Source organism: Lentibacter sp. XHP0401 (assembly GCF_025751535.1).
GTDB lineage: Bacteria > Pseudomonadota > Alphaproteobacteria > Rhodobacterales > Rhodobacteraceae > Lentibacter.
Map to the genome: position 1 here is coordinate 251,734 of NZ_JAOWLC010000005.1, position 16,354 is coordinate 268,087.

16 protein-coding genes are annotated in these 16,354 nt (G+C 59.4%); 9 read left to right on the top strand and 7 right to left on the bottom strand.

What is annotated here, in order from left to right; translation table 11 throughout:
* Positions 1 to 160 precede the first annotated feature (160 nt).
* Positions 161 to 922 carry an NAD kinase gene (locus OE750_RS09020; RefSeq protein WP_263763691.1) on the top strand — a complete coding sequence of 254 codons (762 nt, stop codon included), beginning with the start codon at positions 161 to 163 and terminating at the stop codon, positions 920 to 922.
* Positions 923 to 1,041: 119 nt separating this feature from the next.
* Positions 1,042 to 2,085, top strand: coding sequence for an endonuclease/exonuclease/phosphatase family protein (locus OE750_RS09025; protein ID WP_263763693.1), 1,044 nt, complete (start codon positions 1,042 to 1,044; stop codon positions 2,083 to 2,085).
* On the opposite strand, the gene OE750_RS09030 is transcribed toward OE750_RS09025, so the two are convergent.
* From OE750_RS09030 to OE750_RS09045, 4 genes are all read right to left on the bottom strand, one after another.
* Positions 2,086 to 2,451: a hypothetical protein gene (locus OE750_RS09030; protein WP_263763695.1), complete on the bottom strand. Its 366-nt coding sequence runs from the start codon at positions 2,449 to 2,451 to the stop codon at positions 2,086 to 2,088.
* Positions 2,448 to 2,627, bottom strand: coding sequence for a hypothetical protein (locus OE750_RS09035; protein WP_263763696.1), 180 nt, complete (start codon positions 2,625 to 2,627; stop codon positions 2,448 to 2,450). The genes OE750_RS09030 and OE750_RS09035 overlap by 4 nt, the downstream gene beginning before the upstream one ends.
* Before the next feature lie 103 nt (positions 2,628 to 2,730).
* A complete protein-coding gene (gene prpE, locus OE750_RS09040; RefSeq protein WP_263763699.1) occupies positions 2,731 to 4,620 on the bottom strand; it encodes a propionate-CoA ligase PrpE in 1,890 nt (629 codons plus the stop codon).
* 201 nt (positions 4,621 to 4,821) lie between these two features.
* Positions 4,822 to 7,101 (bottom strand): NADP-dependent malic enzyme, encoded by a 2,280-nt coding sequence (locus OE750_RS09045; protein ID WP_263763701.1) that lies wholly within the window; start codon positions 7,099 to 7,101, stop codon positions 4,822 to 4,824.
* 113 nt (positions 7,102 to 7,214) lie between these two features.
* On the opposite strand from OE750_RS09045, the gene OE750_RS09050 reads away from it, so the two are divergent.
* The 5 genes from OE750_RS09050 to OE750_RS09070 all read left to right on the top strand — a co-directional run bounded on the left by OE750_RS09050 (position 7,215) and on the right by OE750_RS09070 (position 12,347).
* Positions 7,215 to 7,664: a cytidine deaminase gene (locus OE750_RS09050; protein ID WP_263763704.1), complete on the top strand. Its 450-nt coding sequence runs from the start codon at positions 7,215 to 7,217 to the stop codon at positions 7,662 to 7,664.
* Positions 7,661 to 8,965 carry a thymidine phosphorylase gene (locus OE750_RS09055; protein ID WP_263763705.1) on the top strand — a complete coding sequence of 435 codons (1,305 nt, stop codon included), beginning with the start codon at positions 7,661 to 7,663 and terminating at the stop codon, positions 8,963 to 8,965. The genes OE750_RS09050 and OE750_RS09055 overlap by 4 nt, the downstream gene beginning before the upstream one ends.
* Positions 8,965 to 10,137 carry a phosphopentomutase gene (locus tag OE750_RS09060; RefSeq protein ID WP_263763707.1) on the top strand — a complete coding sequence of 391 codons (1,173 nt, stop codon included), beginning with the start codon at positions 8,965 to 8,967 and terminating at the stop codon, positions 10,135 to 10,137. Before OE750_RS09055 ends, OE750_RS09060 begins: the two co-directional genes overlap by 1 nt.
* A gap of 28 nt (positions 10,138 to 10,165) precedes the next feature.
* Positions 10,166 to 10,798, top strand: a complete 633-nt coding sequence (gene upp / locus OE750_RS09065; protein ID WP_263763710.1) for a uracil phosphoribosyltransferase — start codon at positions 10,166 to 10,168, stop codon at positions 10,796 to 10,798.
* A gap of 76 nt (positions 10,799 to 10,874) precedes the next feature.
* The gene (locus tag OE750_RS09070) at positions 10,875 to 12,347 is read left to right on the top strand and encodes an SPOR domain-containing protein (protein WP_263763711.1); all 1,473 of its coding nucleotides are present in this window, start codon (positions 10,875 to 10,877) and stop codon (positions 12,345 to 12,347) included.
* A gap of 73 nt (positions 12,348 to 12,420) precedes the next feature.
* On the opposite strand, the gene OE750_RS09075 is transcribed toward OE750_RS09070, so the two are convergent.
* Positions 12,421 to 12,834: a hypothetical protein gene (locus OE750_RS09075; RefSeq protein ID WP_263763713.1), complete on the bottom strand. Its 414-nt coding sequence runs from the start codon at positions 12,832 to 12,834 to the stop codon at positions 12,421 to 12,423.
* 18 nt (positions 12,835 to 12,852) lie between these two features.
* Between OE750_RS09075 and OE750_RS09080 the strand changes: the two genes are divergently transcribed.
* A complete protein-coding gene (locus tag OE750_RS09080; RefSeq protein WP_263763715.1) occupies positions 12,853 to 13,614 on the top strand; it encodes an alpha/beta fold hydrolase in 762 nt (253 codons plus the stop codon).
* On the opposite strand, the gene OE750_RS09085 is transcribed toward OE750_RS09080, so the two are convergent.
* Entirely contained in the window at positions 13,601 to 14,437 is an 837-nt protein-coding gene (locus OE750_RS09085) for a DUF6473 family protein (protein WP_263763717.1), read from the bottom strand. The two genes, OE750_RS09080 and OE750_RS09085, sit on opposite strands and share 14 nt — an antisense overlap.
* A gap of 163 nt (positions 14,438 to 14,600) precedes the next feature.
* Between OE750_RS09085 and OE750_RS09090 the strand changes: the two genes are divergently transcribed.
* Positions 14,601 to 15,479, top strand: a complete 879-nt coding sequence (locus tag OE750_RS09090) for a 3-hydroxybutyryl-CoA dehydrogenase (RefSeq protein ID WP_263763719.1) — start codon at positions 14,601 to 14,603, stop codon at positions 15,477 to 15,479.
* 47 nt (positions 15,480 to 15,526) lie between these two features.
* Here the strand turns inward: OE750_RS09090 and OE750_RS09095 are convergent, their stop codons facing one another.
* The gene (locus tag OE750_RS09095; protein WP_263763721.1) at positions 15,527 to 16,216 is read right to left on the bottom strand and encodes a phytanoyl-CoA dioxygenase family protein; all 690 of its coding nucleotides are present in this window, start codon (positions 16,214 to 16,216) and stop codon (positions 15,527 to 15,529) included.
* Between the last annotated feature and the right edge of the window lie 138 nt (positions 16,217 to 16,354).

Here is a 16,354-nt window from a genome sequence, read left to right on the forward strand (position 1 = left end):
ATGACTTCCGATTCCAGTGTTTCCTATTGGAAACATCCCGAAAAAGGAACACCAATTCCGACCATTCTCCACATCGCTACGCCAAATCCGCGGTCCGCTGGTGGACAAGCTGATTTAATAGGCTAACCTTGCCGCCTATAGGAAACGAGAAAGCCCCCTCATGGCCCTGAAAATCGCCTTTACAGCTTCGGACGCGCCCGTGGCCCAGACCGCCCGCGCCGCCCTCGTCAGCCGCTATGGCGATGTCCCCGAGGCCGAGGCCGATATCATCGTGGCGCTCGGCGGTGACGGCTTCATGTTGCAAACCCTGCACCGCACTCAAGCGCTGCCCGCCCCCGTCTACGGGATGAACCGTGGCACAGTCGGCTTCCTGATGAACGAATACCACGAGGCCGACCTGATGGAGCGCCTTGAAGCCGCCGAAGAAACCACAATCAACCCCCTCGCCATGCACGCCACCAGCACCGACGGCACGGTGCACGAAGCTCTGGCCATCAACGAAGTCTCAGTCCTGCGCATGGGGCCCCAAGCCGCCAAACTGCGCATCACCGTCGATGGCCGCCTGCGCATGGAAGAGCTGGTCTGCGACGGCGCGCTCGTCGCAACGCCCGCAGGCTCCACCGCCTATAACTACTCCGCTCACGGCCCCATCCTGCCCATCGGCTCCGATGTTCTGGCCCTCACGGCCATTGCCCCCTTCCGCCCCCGCCGCTGGCGCGGCGCACTCTTGCCAAAGTCAGCCACCGTCGAAATCGAGGTGACCGACCCCGCCAAGCGCCCCGTCATGGCCGATGCCGATAGCAACTCCTTCCTTGATGTCGCCAAAGTGCAAATCCGCTCCGATCCCGAAATCACGCACCGCATCCTGTTTGATCCCGAGCACGGCCTGGAAGAACGCCTGATCCGCGAACAATTTGTCTAAAATTCGCGCCGCCTTCACTGCTTTTTCTTGCTCCAAATATCCTCCCCGAAGGGCCGTTCAGCCAAACTTCCCATCCCTCCTGATTTTTATGCTACCTTCCCCCAAAAGGAGGGCGCGTCATGGCTTATTACGGACTTCTGAAAAACAATATCCTCTACCCCGAGGGCCGCAAAAAACCGGGAGAAGCAGGCTGGATCGCCGATCATCTCCTCGCCCTGCGCCGCGACTTGGCCGAACAGATCAAAGCCACCCGCAAGCCAAATTCCCTCATTCTCGGATCATGGAACATCCGCCACTTTGACGGTGGCCGCCCGCGTCTGCGCGAAAGTTTTCACTACATAGCCGAAATCATCGACCACTTCGATATCTGCGCCGTGCAAGAGGTCAAAGACATCGAAAGCGTTGAGCGCCTCGTCAAGCTCCTCGGCTCCAACTGGGACTTTTTCATCAACGACAGTTCCGGTTCTGGCCGCGGCAATCACGAGCGCATGGCCTTCCTCTACAACCGCAACCGCGTCAGCTTTCGCAACCTCATCGGCGAGCTCGTTTTCCCGCATGATCTTCTGCCCGGCGGTGAGCAAATCGGGCGCACGCCGTTCTTTGCCGCGTTTCAGGCGGGCTGGTTCAAGTTCACCCTATGCTCCTCGCACATCGTCTATGAAGAGGCCGATGGCCGCCCCTTGCGTGAAGATGAAATCGGGGCCATCGCCCGCCTGCTCAAATCCCGCGCGAAGGATACCGAAGAAGTCCACATCTTCCTTGGCGACATGAACATCGACAAAGTCACAGACCGCTCTTTCCAGATATTGCTCGAAGAGGGCTACATCGCTCCGCTCTTCGGCGCGACCAACCTCACAGGCGATAAAACCTACGATCAGATCACATTCACAGGCCCGCAAGACGAAGCCCGCCTCTTGCGCTACGGCGCCTTCGACTGGCGCACCTCGGTTTTCAAACCAAGCGAGGAAGCCGCCTATGAGGCCACCGCAATGAGCATCCGCGAGCGCCCCGACACTGGTAAACCCTATGGCAACTGGGCACGCGAATACCCCAAATGGTGCACCCACGAAATGTCCGATCACCTCCCCGTCTGGATCGAGATCGAAGTGGATTATTCCGACGAATATCTGCAAGCTATATCAGACGCGCAGCTCACAGTCTGATCAAACGCGCATCGCCCTCTGCGCCACATAAGCAATCGCGGCCCAAACGCCCGTGCGCAACAGCATCGCGCCCATCGTGCGCATCTCGTACGCACCGCCAAGCAGCACATGCACACCGAACGCCAGCAACACCAGAAAGGTCGCACCGGCAATGCCAATGGCCAGCCCGCGCGCCCAAGGCAACCTGCGCCACAAGCCCACGGCTGCCACGATATAAGCAAATCCGGCCAGAAAATTGAACCACAACACAAACGGCACAGCATCACCTACAGCCGCACGCGCCTCGGCCCCGCCAAACAGCGCGCGCCCGCCTGAAAAGACGGTAAGCAACCCGAAGACAAGCGCAACGCCCGCCGCGAGCTTCACTTCTTGCCGTCGCGCGCCGCTTTTTCTTCGCGGGTCAGCTTGTTGTTCCACTGATTGTTGCTCAGGCCAAGCTCTGGGTTCGCAGGCTTCGTCTTGCCAACCTTCACTTCACCACCCTTGTTCAGAAACTCCTGAATGAGCGCATCATCGGTGGTATCTTTGGGTACATGTTTCATAGGCCCGAGCCTAGGCGCACCACCCCGGCGATGCAAGCGTTTCAAAAGCTAAGGCCCGCACAAAACGGCGGGCCTCAGTTCATCGGAAAATCGTAAAACCGGCTTACTTGGCGTAGCCAATCCCTTGCAACGCGACCTTGATTTCATCGAGAATATCAGGGTCATCAATCGTCGCCGGCATCTTGAAGGCTTTGCCATCGGCAATCGAAACCATGGTCGCGCGCAAAATCTTGCCAGAGCGGGTTTTCGGCAAGCGCTCGACAATACAACCAAGCTTGAACGCCGCCACAGGCCCGATCTTCTCGCGCACAAGCGTCACACATTCCTTGACGATCTCATCATGCGGGCGGTTTACCCCACTTGAAAGGCACAAAAAGCCCACAGGCAACTGGCCCTTCAGGTCATCACTCACACCAATCACCGCACATTCTGCCACATCAGGGTGGCTGGCCAGAACCTCTTCCATCCCGCCGGTGCTGAGGCGGTGGCCCGCCACGTTGATCACATCATCGGTGCGCGCCATAATGTAAAGGTAACCGTCCTTGTCAATCATCCCCGCATCACCCGTTTCGTAGTAGCCGGGAAAGTGGCTGAGATAGCTTTTCTGAAACCGCTCTTCCGCGTTCCACAGGTTCGGCAACGTGCCGGGGGGCAACGGTAGCTTCACCGCAATCGCGCCAAGCTCACCCGCAGGCAGCTCGTGGCCGGCTTCATCCAGAATATGCACCTCATACCCGGGCATCGGCACGGAAGGCGAGCCAAGCTTCACAGGCAACATCTCGACACCCACAGGGTTCGCCGCGATGGCCCAGCCCGTCTCGGTCTGCCACCAGTGGTCAATCACCGGCACTTTAAGCTGGTCCTGCGCCCAGACAATGGTGTCAGGATCCGCCCGCTCACCTGCAAGATACACAGTTTTCAGGCAGCTCAGGTCATACTTCTTGATGAACTCGCCCTGCGGATCCACCCTTTTCACCGCGCGGAAAGCCGTGGGGGCGGTGAAAAAGCTCTTCACCTTATGTTCCGAAATCACCCTCCAGAATGCGCCCGCGTCAGGCGTGCCAACAGGCTTGCCCTCAAACACAATCGTCGTATTGCCATGAATAAGCGGCGCATAGGCAATATAGCTGTGCCCCACAACCCAGCCCACATCCGACGCCGCCCAGAACACATCACCGGGGTCCACGTTGTAGACATTCTTCATTGTCCAGTTCAACGCAACAAGCTGCCCCGCCGTGTGGCGGATCACCCCTTTGGGCGCGCCAGTCGTGCCCGAGGTGTAAAGAATATACGCAGGGTGGTTGCCCTCCACAGGCACACACTCCGCAGGCTCAACCCCATACTGGAACCCGTGCCAGTTTACATCTCGCCCGGGTATCAGCTCGGCAACCTCTTGTTCGCGCTGGTAAATCACGCAAAACTCGGGCTTGTGTTTGGCCATCTCGATGGCCCCGTCCAAAAGCGGCTTGTAGTGCACAACGCGCCCCGGCTCGAGGCCGCAGGACGCCGCGATAATAGCCTTGGGCGTTGCATCATCAATCCGTACTGCAAGCTCGTTGGCCGCAAATCCGCCAAACACAACCGAGTGCACAGCCCCGAGCCGCGCACAGGCGAGCATTGCCTCAAGCGCTTCGGGAACCATCGGCATGTAGATAATGACGCGGTCGCCCTTCTCGACCCCTTTGGCGCGCAGCGCGCCCGCCAGCGTGGCTACGCGGTTGCGCAGTTCGACATAAGAAATTTCACGCTTGGTGTGGGTGATCGGGCTGTCATAAATAATCGCCGTCTGCTCGCCGCGTCCGGCTTCTACATGGCGGTCAACAGCGTTCCAACAGGTGTTGCACTTGGCATCGGAAAACCATTCGTAAAGGTTGTTGCCCTTGTCAAAAAGCGCTCGGCTCGGCTTCTCATCCCAGTCAATCGCCTCGGCAGCCTTCATCCAAAAGGCTTCGGGGTCGGCCTTCCAGCCGGCATACAACTCTTTATAGCCCATAGTGTTCTCCTCCACTTTGATAGCAGAGGTAAAGGCCAGCCTGACCCTTAGGCAAGCAAGGAGTCACAATGCGCGGCAGTTTGGCGCAAATATTTTGCAATAATTACTGCAAATTTTTGCAAACACTCGAATTTACCCCTGTCTTAACAGGAAAACCACGCACGTTTGCAAAGTTGCAAACCGACTCCCTGTTAACCCGCCTCAGCCGTAGCTCTTCACGGGCGTTCCCGCAATCGCAGCCATATTCAGCAAGCCGCGCGCCGTAATCCCTTGGCTCACAACATGCGCACGGTTACCCATTCCCATCAGAATAGGCCCAACTTCCAGCCCACCTGCCTTCACCTTCAGGATGTTGCGCGCTGCCGAAGCCGCATCCGCATGGCCGAAAATCAGCACATTCGCCGCGCCCTCAAGGCGGCTCGATGGCAAGAGCCGCTCGCGCAACTCGGGGTCAAGCGCCGTGTCCACATTCATCTCGCCTTCATACTGGAAGTCACGCGGGGCGGCGTCCAGAATTTCAATCGCTGCACGCATCCGCTCGCCCGAGCCGAAAGTCTGGTTGCCAAACTGGCTCTGGCTGCACAGCGCCACTTTCGGCTCAACGCCAAAGCGCTTGGCATGGCGCGCAGCCCCGATCGCCGCCTCGGCAATTTGCTCTGGCGTCGGCAAGGTGTGCACCTGCGTATCCGCAATAAACAGTGGGCCGTCTTCCATAATCATCATCGAAAGCGCACCATGAGGGCGCAATTCACGGCTGCCAAGAACCTGAGTCACATAGTTCAAATGCCAGCGGAATTCCCCGAACGTGCCGCAAATCAGGCTGTCCGCATCGCCACGATGCACCGCAATCGCACCAATCGCCGTGGTGTTCGTGCGCATAATCGCGCGGGCCAGATCAGGCGTCACCCCCTTGCGTGCCATAAGCTCGTGGTAGCTGCCCCAAAAGTCGCGGTAGCGCGGGTCGTTCTCGGGGTTGATCAACTCGAAGTCCACACCGGGCCGCGCCTTGATCCCGAAGCGCTCGCAGCGCGCCTCGATCACCTCAGGACGCCCGATCAGGATCGGCTTCTCGGTGGTTTCTTCCAAAATAGCCTGCGCCGCCCGCAGCACGCGCTCGTCTTCGCCCTCGGAGAAAATAATCCGCCGCGACGCTTGGCTCGCCGCTTCAAACACAGGCCGCATGAGCAGCGCCGACTTGAAGACAGAGGCGTTCAGCCGCTCCTTATAAGCCTCGATGTCATCCAAAGGCTTGGTCGCCACGCCCGTTTCCATCGCCGCCTTGGCCACAGCCGAGCTCACAACAGCCGAGAGCCTCGGGTCAAACGGCTTCGGAATAAGATACTCCGCCCCGAAGGTCAGCGCCTCGCCCTTATAGGCCGCGGCCGCCTCCGCGCTTGTGGTGGCGCGGGCCAGCGCGGCAATCCCGTCAACACAGGCAATTTGCATCGCATCGTTGATCTCGGTCGCGCCCACATCCAATGCGCCCCGAAAGATAAACGGAAAGCACAGCACGTTGTTCACCTGGTTCGGATAGTCAGACCGCCCTGTCGCCATCACCGCGTCGGGCGCGACAGCGAGCACATCGTCTGGCATAATCTCGGGTGTCGGGTTTGCCAGCGCAAAAATCACAGGGCGCTTGCCCATCTTTTTCACATGCTCGGGCTTCAAAACCCCGGGGCCGGACAGCCCGAGGAACATATCCGCCCCATCGACAACTTCATCCAGCGTGCGCTTGTCGCTCTTCTGGGCAAAAGCCGCCTTTTGCGGGTTCATATCTTCTTCGCGACCCTCATAAACCAACCCGTGAATGTCACAAAGCCAGACATTTTCACGCTTCAGCCCGAGCTTGAGCAAAAGGTTCAGACAAGCAATCCCCGCCGCGCCGCCGCCGGTGCTGACAAGCTTGATGTCTTCAAATTTCTTCCCCACCACATGCAGCGCATTCGTCGCCGCAGCACCCACAACAATAGCCGTGCCGTGTTGGTCATCGTGAAAAACAGGAATGCCCATACGCTCACGGCAGATCTTCTCCACAATAAAGCAATCAGGCGCTTTGATGTCCTCAAGGTTGATCGCACCAAAGGTCGGCTCCAGCGCGCAGACAATCTCGGCGAGTTTCACAGGATCGCTCTCGTTCACCTCGATATCAAAGCAATCAATTCCCGCAAATTTCTTGAAGAGCACAGCCTTGCCCTCCATCACGGGCTTTGAGGCCAGCGCACCGATGTTGCCAAGCCCAAGCACAGCCGTGCCGTTTGTCACAACACCCACAAGATTGCCGCGCGCCGTATAACGCGCTGCATCTGCCGGGTTTTTCTCAATCTCGAGACAGGCCTCCGCCACGCCGGGAGAGTATGCACGCGCAAGGTCGCGGCCGTTGGCCATGGGCTTGGTCGGGCGGATCTCCAGCTTCCCGGGGCGCGGAAACTCATGGTAATTCAGCGCTGCCTCGCGGGCCGTTTCGTTCTTGTCTACTCTCATGATGTCTCCCAACAGCCCCAGCAGGCCAAACCGTTTTCAAAGTAGTTTAACATTAAACCAATTAATGTGAAGCCAAATTTCGCTTTCTGAGGTGTACCGGCAAGAATCTCCCCTTGCACTCGTCCGCCACTCTCTCCCAAACTGTCGCAAAAGAAAATGAAAGGCACAAAATGTCATTATCCGAAGCCGCTCGCGCCGTGCGCGATAACGCCTATGCGCCTTATTCCAACTTCAAGGTGGGCGCGGCCATCCGCGCCGCCTCGGGCGAGGTCTTCGCCGGCTGCAACGTCGAGAATGTCGCCTACCCCGAAGGCACCTGCGCCGAGGCGGGGGCCATAGCGGCCATGGTCGCCGCCGGGCAAACACAGCTCACCGAAGTCTATGTCATCGCTGACAGCCCCGCGCCCGTGCCCCCCTGTGGCGGCTGCCGCCAGAAGCTCATGGAATTCGGTCAGCCCGACACCCGCGTGACCCTCGCAACCACCGCAGGGCTTGAAAAGGGCTACACTCTCGCCGAGCTGCTCCCCGGAGCCTTCGCCAACGAGCATATGGACAAGGCATGAGCAGCACCCGTGCGCTCCTCGCCGCCCTGCGCCGTGGCCAGCCGATAGGTGAAGCGTCCTTGCAAGCCTTCGCCCAAGGCTTGGCCGATGGCTCCGTCTCCGATGCACAGGCAGGCGCTTTTGCCATGGGTGTTGTGCTCTCCAAACTCACCCATGAAGACTCGGTCGCCCTCACCCTCGCCATGCGAGACAGCGGTGATGTGACGGAGTGGGATCTTCCCGCCCCCGTCATCGATAAACACTCCACAGGCGGCATCGGCGACTGTGTTTCGCTCCTCCTCGCGCCTGCGCTAGCAGCCTGTGGCGGCTATGTCCCCATGGTCTCGGGCCGTGGCCTCGGCCACACAGGCGGCACGCTCGACAAGCTCGAATCCATCCCCGGCTTCAAAACAGCGCTCAGCATGTCCCGGTTCCGGCAAACCGTGCGCGATAACGGCCTCGCCATCGTCTCTGCCTCGCCCACACTGGCTCCCGCCGACAAGCGCCTCTACGCGATCCGCGATGTCACAAGCACGGTCGAAAGCCTCGACCTGATCACCGCGTCCATCCTCTCCAAAAAACTCGCCGCTGGCCTTGAAGCCCTTGTTCTTGATGTAAAGTGCGGCTCTGGTGCGTTTATGAAAACCGCTGATGAAGCCCGCGCGCTGGCGCAGTCGCTCGTCAGCACAGCCAATGCCGCAGGCTGCAAAACCTCCGCTCTCATCACGGATATGAGCCAGCCGCTCGTGCCGAGCCTTGGCAACGCGCTTGAGGTGTCCGAGGTCATGCACACCCTCACCACAGGCCAGCAGTCCCGCTTGCTCGAGATCACAGCCGCGCTCGGCGGCCAGCTCTTGTCCGATGCCGCCCTCGCGGAAAACCCCGATAATGGCGCAGCCAAAATCGCCACCGCCATCACTTCGGGTCAAGCCGCCGAAGCCTTCGCCCGCATGATCCGCGCACAAGGCGGCCCGCTCGGCTTTGTTGAAAACTGGTCGCGTTTTTTGCCCGAAGCCAACATCATCCGCGAAGTGAAGGCCCCGAAATCGGGCCACATCTCCTCCTACGACGGCGAAGCGCTCGGCCTCGCCGTGGTCGCTCTCGGCGGCGGGCGGCAAGTCGAGACCGACAGCATAGACCACGCCGTGGGTCTCTCCGATCTGCTCCCCCTCGGAACCCGCGTTCAAAAAGGCGAGCCCATCGCGCGCATCCACGCCAGCCGCGAAAGCGCGGCACTCGAGGCCGAGCGTGCGGTGCTCAAAGCCGCACACATCGGCACAGCTCCCGCCGCGCAACCGCTCATCCTTGAAAGGCTCGTCTGATGCCCCGTGCCTTCCTCGTTGTGCTTGATTCCGCAGGCATCGGCGGCGCGCCCGATGCCGACAGGTTCTTCAACGGCACAACCCCCGACACAGGCGCAAATACGCTGGGCCACATCTATGAAGCCTGCGCACCGAACCTTCCCAACATGGAAAGCCTCGGCCTGCGCGAGGCTATAACGCTCGCCTCCGGCCTGCCCCTGCCAAAAACCGTAGCGCTCAAAGGCCGCTACGCCGCCGCCACCGAAGTGAGCCTCGGCAAAGACACACCCTCAGGCCATTGGGAGCTTGCAGGTGTCCCTGTTCCTTGGGCGTGGCACTATTTCCCCGATACCTCACCCGCTTTTCCCGACGACATCACAAATCTCGTCAAACAGCTCGCGGGAACCGAGGATATCCTCGGCAATGCCCATGCCTCCGGCACAGAAGTCATCGAGCGCTTGGGCCCCGAGCATATCCGCACAGGCTGGCCCATCTGCTACACCTCCGCCGACTCGGTCTTCCAGATCGCAGCACATGAAGAATACTTCGGCCTCGACCGCTTGCTGAAACTCTGCGAAGACCTTGCCCCGCACCTGCACGCTCGCAAAGTGGGCCGCGTCATCGCACGGCCCTTCGTTGGCTCCGAAGGCGGCTTCAAGCGCACCAAAAATCGCCGCGACTATGCCATGGCCACCCCCGCGCCCACGCTCCTTGACTGGGCGCAAAGCGCTGGCTGCCAAACCCACGCCATCGGCAAAATCGTTGATATCTTTTCCAGGAAAGGCATCGACACCTCCATCAAAGGCCCCGATGTAGACCTCATGAAAAACCTTCACGAGCGCATCACAAATGCTCCCGAAGGCTCCCTCACCTTCGCAAATTTCGTCGAGTTTGATACAGAGTTCGGTCACCGCCGCGATGCTGCGGGATACGCCCGCCAGCTTGAGTGGTTCGATACGGAGCTTGGCAAACTCTTGCCCCGCCTCAAACCCGATGATCTGCTCATCCTAACCGCCGATCACGGTAATGATCCGACCTGGGTAGGAACCGACCACACCCGCGAGCGTGTGCCGGTTCTGGTTGCAGGCGTGGGCACTGGTGCGATAGGACAAATCAAGTTCGCCGATGTTGCAGCCTCCGTGGCGCAGCATCTTGGCCTGAAAGAGCGCGGCACAGGGGAAAGCTTCCTGTGATGTGCAAAACATAAAAGCGAGACACAAGATGAGCCAAAACCTGACAGTCGTTGATCACCCGCTGGTGCAGCACAAACTCAGCTTCATGCGGGATAAGTCCACACCATCGGCGCACTTCCGTCAGCTCTTGGGTGAAATCGCCCAGCTCCTCGCCTATGAGGCCACCCGTGATCTCCCGCTTGAAATGCGTGATGTCGAAACACCGCTCCAGATGATGAGCTCGCCCTATCTGGCGGGTAAAAAGCTCGCGCTCGTTTCGATCCTGCGCGCAGGCAACGGTATGCTCGACAGCCTCTTGCATCTCATCCCCTCCGCCCGCGTCGGCTTTGTCGGCCTCTACCGCGACGAGGCAACGCTGATGCCCGTGCAATACTATTTCAAAGTCCCCGAGGATATCGCCAACCGCGATGTGCTCGTGGTTGATCCGATGCTTGCCACAGGTAATTCTTCCGTCGCCGCGATTGACCTTCTCAAAGAAGCAGGCGCCACGCGCATCCGCTTCCTGTGCCTCCTCGCAGCCCCCGAAGGTGTGGCGCGCATGGCCGAAGCGCACCCCGATGTTCATATCATCACAGCCTCTCTCGACGAAAGCCTGAACGAGCAAGGATACATCGTTCCGGGGCTAGGGGATGCGGGTGACCGCATGTTCGGCACAAAATAGCGCATAAATCCCTATTCGCTGCTAGACTCGTCTGTGCCAATAAGGCATGGTCATAAGACACTTGTGGGGGCAAGACATGAACTTTAAACGAGTCGCAGCGCTAAGCGCATTTATCCTTTCTCTGGGCCTCTCTTCAGCCCACGCGCAGGCCTTGCGCAACGTCGATGGGCCGGCCAATTTCCCGCCCGCGTCCTTCAAGGGCAAACAGTTCATCGACAACAACGGCTGCGCCTTCGTGCGCGCCGGCATTGATGGCCGCGTAAACTGGATTCCACGGGTTTCGCGCTCGCGCAAGCTGCTCTGCGGCATGGCACCAACCTTCAGTGGGCAGGAAGCCAACAACACGCAAGCCGCCTCATCAAGCAAGGTTACACAAATCGTGCCGAAGGCCGACGCAACACCTGCGCCCGCTCCCATTGCAAAACAAGCGCCCAAGCCTGCCCCTCGCGTGGCCGACGCAACGCCAACGACGAAGCCTGTTGTGCGCAAGCAGCAACAACCTGTGCAGCGTCAGGCCAAGCCCGCGCCCCGCGTGGTCGCCGCTCAGCCGCAAATCATCCGCCCGGCGGCACAGCAACAGCGCGTCGTGCGCACCCAGCCTGCTCTGCAACCGCAAGTGCGCCGCGTGCAGCCTGCGCCGCAACGCGTCGTCAAACAGCGGCCGGTTCAGCGCCAACAACAAATCGTCACGCGCAATTCAAGCTGTTCCAATTTTACAGGCATCAGCGCGCAATATGCCGGCTCGGGCGAAGGTGTGCGCTGCGGCCCGCAAGGCCAGTCGCCCTCTGCTGGCGCGGTTACCATTCAGCGCCAGCCCGTCACAGTTGTCCGCAATGGTCAGCGCATGACAGTCCAGAAACGTGTCGTGCAGCAACCTGTGCAGCAGCAGCGCGTTATTTCGGCTCAGAAGCAAACAGGCCAGCGCATCGTTACCCGCGATCCGCAAACAGGCCAGATCAACGCTCCGGGCAACACCCGCGTTGTGCCGCGCCATGTCTACAACGAACAGCAGCGCTCCAAAGTCACGGCGAAAGTGCCCGAAGGCTACCGCAAGGCATGGGATGATGACCGCCTCAACCCCAACCGTGCGCATATGACGGTCAATGGCATTCGCCAGTCCGATCTAATCTGGACGCGCACGCTGCCCCGCAAGCTCTATATCAAAGACACGGGCCGCGTGGTGAACAACCTCTTCCCGCAGCTGCGTTACCCCTACACCAGCATGGCCGATCAAAACGCCGCCATGGGCCTCACAACCTCGTCACGCAGCAAACCTGCCGCAGCGGTTCAGCCCCAACGCAAGCAGCAGAAAGCCGCTGCGACAGCAGGCAACCGTTACGTGCAGGTCGGCATGTTCGCCAATCCGGCCAACGCCCAGCGCGCGGCACAACGCATCGCCGCCGCAGGCCTGCCTGCACGTCTGGGCACTCTCAATAAAGGCGGCAAATCCTACCGCCTTGTCATGGCTGGCCCGTTCAACTCAAATCAGGTGATGGCGGCCGTGGCCACGGCCCGCCGTGCAGGTTTTGCCGACGCTTACGCGCGTTAAACCACCCCACACTGAAAGCCAAAAAAGCCCGCAGCCTCAGGCACGCGGGCTTTTTCTTTGCCGTTCGCCAAGCTTAAACAAACCCGCGCCACCGCAGCAGCGCAATAACTGCTCCAACCACAAACAGCAGGTTAAACGCCACCGCCGAACCGATGCGAATAATCCGCCGCATCTTCTCCTCGGAGATGTTAATCCGCTTCAGATGCGCCACAATATCTGTATGCGCACGGCTGATCTGCTTTTCATCGAGTTGCGCATAAAGCCCCGGGTGCTCGGCCCTTTCCAGCGCATCGACAATCAACGCGCCGTTCACCCGCTGCCGCTTGGGCAGTCGGCGCCCCGCAGTGTGCAAAGCCTTTGCCAGCGTCGGCTTGTCAACACCCAGATGCGACGCCATCAGCGCGCGCAGTTCGGTTTCCATAAGGCTCAGACGGTTCGGCTCAATCACGTTGCCACGGCTCACTTGGTCTTTTCTTTTGTTGCGCAAATGACTTATCACTCCCCCATGCTAAATACCATCACCCATGGCTCCAAAACCTCTGCGCCCCCGCTTCTCATCGCTCATGGCCTCTTCGGCTCGGGGCGCAACTGGGGCGTTATCGCCAAGCGACTATCCGACGAGCGCGAAGTCATCGCCGTTGATATGCGCAACCACGGCAGCTCACTGCACGCGCATGACCACAGCTACGAGGCCATGGCGAATGACCTTGCCGAAGTCATCCGCGCAAACGGTGGCCGCGCCGATGTGCTAGGGCATTCCATGGGCGGCAAAGCCGCCATGCTGCTTGCCCTCACGCACCCCGATCTGGTCAACCGCCTCACCGTGGCCGATATCGCACCCGTCAGCTATGGCCACTCCCAGCAGCAATATATTGATGCCATGCGCAAGCTTGACCTTGGCCAGATCGACACCCGCGCCGAGGCCCAAGCCGCGCTCCTGCCACTGGTGAATGACCCGACACTGGCCTCATTCTTCACCCAATCGCTTGATGTGAAAGCCCGTGAATGGCGGCTCAACCTTGAGGCGCTCGAAGCCAATATGCCAAACATCCTCGGCTTTCCCGAAGTCGAGACCCGCTTCACCGGCCCCGCTCTCTTCCTCACCGGCGCAAATTCCGATTACGTCACCCGCGCGCATCGTGACAAAATCAAAGCGCTCTTCCCCGAAGCCCGCTTTGCCAAAATCCCCGAGGCGGGCCACTGGCTCCACGCCGAGCGCCCCCGCGCCTTTGAAACGGCTGTTCGCGTTTGGCTCAACGCCGCGTAAAAAGCCCTTCTACGACAGGCAGCAAAGCCTCCGCCGCCTCTTCATGCACCGCAGGCCCCAAAAGGTGCAACGCCGCCTGCCGTTCTTGCGGGGCATAGAGCATCCCCTCCTCGCCCCGCGCCAGCGCCGCCGCACTTGCAGAGCAAATCACACACCCTGCCAACTGGCCTTTCAACGCCTCAAGCATGTCCTGCGTCACCGCAAAAGGCGCACTCGCCACATGGGCAAAGCCACGCTTCTCTTCGGGCGCATGGTCTGCCATCCAGAGCAGCACCACCGGCTTTCCAAGCCGCTCGACAAGCTGACGCATCCGCGCGACCCAGGCTTGCTGCAACTCCTGCGCCAACAACACAAAGCTGTCGGGCTGGCGCACCGCCAGCTCGCGCAACATATGGTTGGTAAAGTGAAACTCGGTAAAATCGACCCCCTTGAAAAGCCGCTGCATCGCATCGGAGGCGCGCAAAAAGCGGTCGTTGCGGCGCGGGTGCACCGAATAAAACCTGTTGGAAAGCCTATGCGCACCCATGGCCTGCACAATCACAACCTCGGCGCGCGCAGCCATACTCAAAACGCCAAGATCACTGGCAAAAGCATCAAGCCCGGCGCTCATCACCCCGAAGTTCAGACAGGGTCTCCCCAGCTTGTCTTCCAGACGGTCGGCATAGGGCCGCGGGATAAATTTCCCGAAGGTCTCCGTCCCGCCCAGAACAGCCACGTAAGGCTCGTCCAGCTCCCTCTTCGGCCCGCGAAACGCCAGCCGTGATCCATCATACGCGCAAAGGCGATAGTCGAGGCCTGCGCCCCCTATTCTCTCATAAGACATGGTTCCCACCACTATGTTAACTCACCCGACAATGAGAATTGCGCGAGCGGTCTTTCCAATTTGCTAACAGATAAAATCCTCCACAAATATCGCCTGATCTTTCGCCTTGCGGCCCTGTCGGGACGCGGCCTATTGTCTGAAAGCAACACTGCGGGAGAGCATCATGGATATCAAAACAGTCGGCGTCATCGGTGCAGGCCAGATGGGCAACGGGATCGCACATGTCATGGCGCTTGCGGGCTATGATGTTATCCTCAACGATCTGAACGAAGATGCGCTCAAAGCCGCTCTCGCCAAAATCGAGAAAAACATGGCGCGGCAGGTCTCGCGCTCGCTGATATCCGAAGACGATATGCAAGCCGGACTCACACGCATCAACACCTCGCTTGATGTCGCCGCTCTCGGAACTTCTGATCTCGTCATCGAATCCGCCACCGAGAATGAAGCGATCAAAATCAAGATCCTGGAAGGCCTCGTGCCGCATCTGAACGAACATGCCATCGTCACCTCCAACACCTCGTCCATCTCGATAACCCGCCTCGCCGCGCGCACAGACCGGCCCGAAAAGTTCATGGGCTTCCACTTCATGAACCCCGTGCCTCTCATGCAGCTGGTCGAGCTTATCCGCGGCATCGCCACCGATGACGACACCTATCAGGCCTGCCTCGCCGTGGTTGAAAAGCTTGGCAAAACAGCCGCCAGCGCCGAGGATTTCCCCGCCTTCATCGTCAATCGCATTCTCGTTCCGATGATCAACGAGGCCTGCTACACACTCTATGAAGGTGTCGGCAATGTCGCCTCGATCGACAACGCCATGAAACTCGGCGCCAATCACCCGATGGGCCCCCTGGAGCTAGCCGATTTCATCGGCCTCGATACCTGCCTCGCCATCATGAACGTGCTGCACGACGGTTTGGCCGACACCAAGTATCGCCCCTGCCCGCTGCTCGCAAAATATGTCGCCGCAGGCTGGCTGGGCCGCAAAACAGGCCGCGGTTTTTACGACTATCGCGGCGAAGGCACACCTCAGCCCACGCGGTAAGGCTGCTTTGCGGGACGGAACGGACCTTGGTCTTTCAATTGCGAATGTCAGGTTCTGGTAGAAGGCCGATGCCACGACAAAGGCGGCGGCAATTGCGATGACGAAAAATCTAGGCGCAACACCCTGCGTCCCGCTTTAACTGTTGCAGGCTTTGATGAGTGCAAGGTCAGCATCTTCATTATCAGCACGTCACCACGCCTGGCCGAACAAATCTCGATCGGATACGTCTTTGCCACTTCCTCGGCATTTGCCGACGGAACCACACCAGCCGCGTGACTTGCCACAGCGATCTCCATCGCGCCGTTAGACTCGTCGGTATCGTCTAGGTGAACACGTACAAACAACATCTCTTCCAAGACGGACTCTGGCGGTTCGCAGTGCCAAGTGCCTGACTTATGGGACCAATTTTTGTATCCGGAAACATCGGTTTTCTCGGTCACCGCAATGACCCGATCCTGATGCCAAGGAACGCCCCAGTTGGCATTATCCGACTTGTTAAATGCAACAACTCGAACGGGCAGCGTCTTTGGTGCGAGGCACCGTACAGCGCATATCAGCGAACTATTCTCGGACAAGGCAGCTTCCAAAGCCTTTGAACCATCAAGTCTGTGTCCGGCTTTCGTAGAAACAGGGCACGCTGTATCGAAAAGCGAAAGGTCCTCTTCCGAAACGGCTTTTCTAAGCCAGACCCGGCCATTTTCTTCGAATACGTCACTAAGTGACTGCTCCGCCACCATCTCTGTTTACCCTTCGGCCTGCGCGTAAGCTGACATTAGCTGCGCCGCGGAACATTGTCACTAATGGGATGTACCGGCTGCTTCACCCAGCAGGTTAGGCTTGGCCTATACTGCACATAGGAGAAGTAGCATGGCGAC

Coding starts and splice junctions, on each gene's coding strand:
- OE750_RS09020 (WP_263763691.1), top strand. CDS start 161: ATGGCCCTGAAAATCGCCTTTACAGCTTCGGACGCGCCCGTGGCCCAG.
- OE750_RS09025 (WP_263763693.1), top strand. CDS start 1,042: ATGGCTTATTACGGACTTCTGAAAAACAATATCCTCTACCCCGAGGGC.
- OE750_RS09035 (WP_263763696.1), bottom strand. CDS start 2,627: ATGAAACATGTACCCAAAGATACCACCGATGATGCGCTCATTCAGGAG.
- prpE (WP_263763699.1), bottom strand. CDS start 4,620: ATGGGCTATAAAGAGTTGTATGCCGGCTGGAAGGCCGACCCCGAAGCC.
- OE750_RS09045 (WP_263763701.1), bottom strand. CDS start 7,101: ATGAGAGTAGACAAGAACGAAACGGCCCGCGAGGCAGCGCTGAATTAC.
- OE750_RS09055 (WP_263763705.1), top strand. CDS start 7,661: ATGAGCAGCACCCGTGCGCTCCTCGCCGCCCTGCGCCGTGGCCAGCCG.
- OE750_RS09060 (WP_263763707.1), top strand. CDS start 8,965: ATGCCCCGTGCCTTCCTCGTTGTGCTTGATTCCGCAGGCATCGGCGGC.
- upp (WP_263763710.1), top strand. CDS start 10,166: ATGAGCCAAAACCTGACAGTCGTTGATCACCCGCTGGTGCAGCACAAA.
- OE750_RS09070 (WP_263763711.1), top strand. CDS start 10,875: ATGAACTTTAAACGAGTCGCAGCGCTAAGCGCATTTATCCTTTCTCTG.
- OE750_RS09080 (WP_263763715.1), top strand. CDS start 12,853: ATGCTAAATACCATCACCCATGGCTCCAAAACCTCTGCGCCCCCGCTT.
- OE750_RS09085 (WP_263763717.1), bottom strand. CDS start 14,437: ATGTCTTATGAGAGAATAGGGGGCGCAGGCCTCGACTATCGCCTTTGC.
- OE750_RS09090 (WP_263763719.1), top strand. CDS start 14,601: ATGGATATCAAAACAGTCGGCGTCATCGGTGCAGGCCAGATGGGCAAC.
- OE750_RS09095 (WP_263763721.1), bottom strand. CDS start 16,216: ATGGTGGCGGAGCAGTCACTTAGTGACGTATTCGAAGAAAATGGCCGG.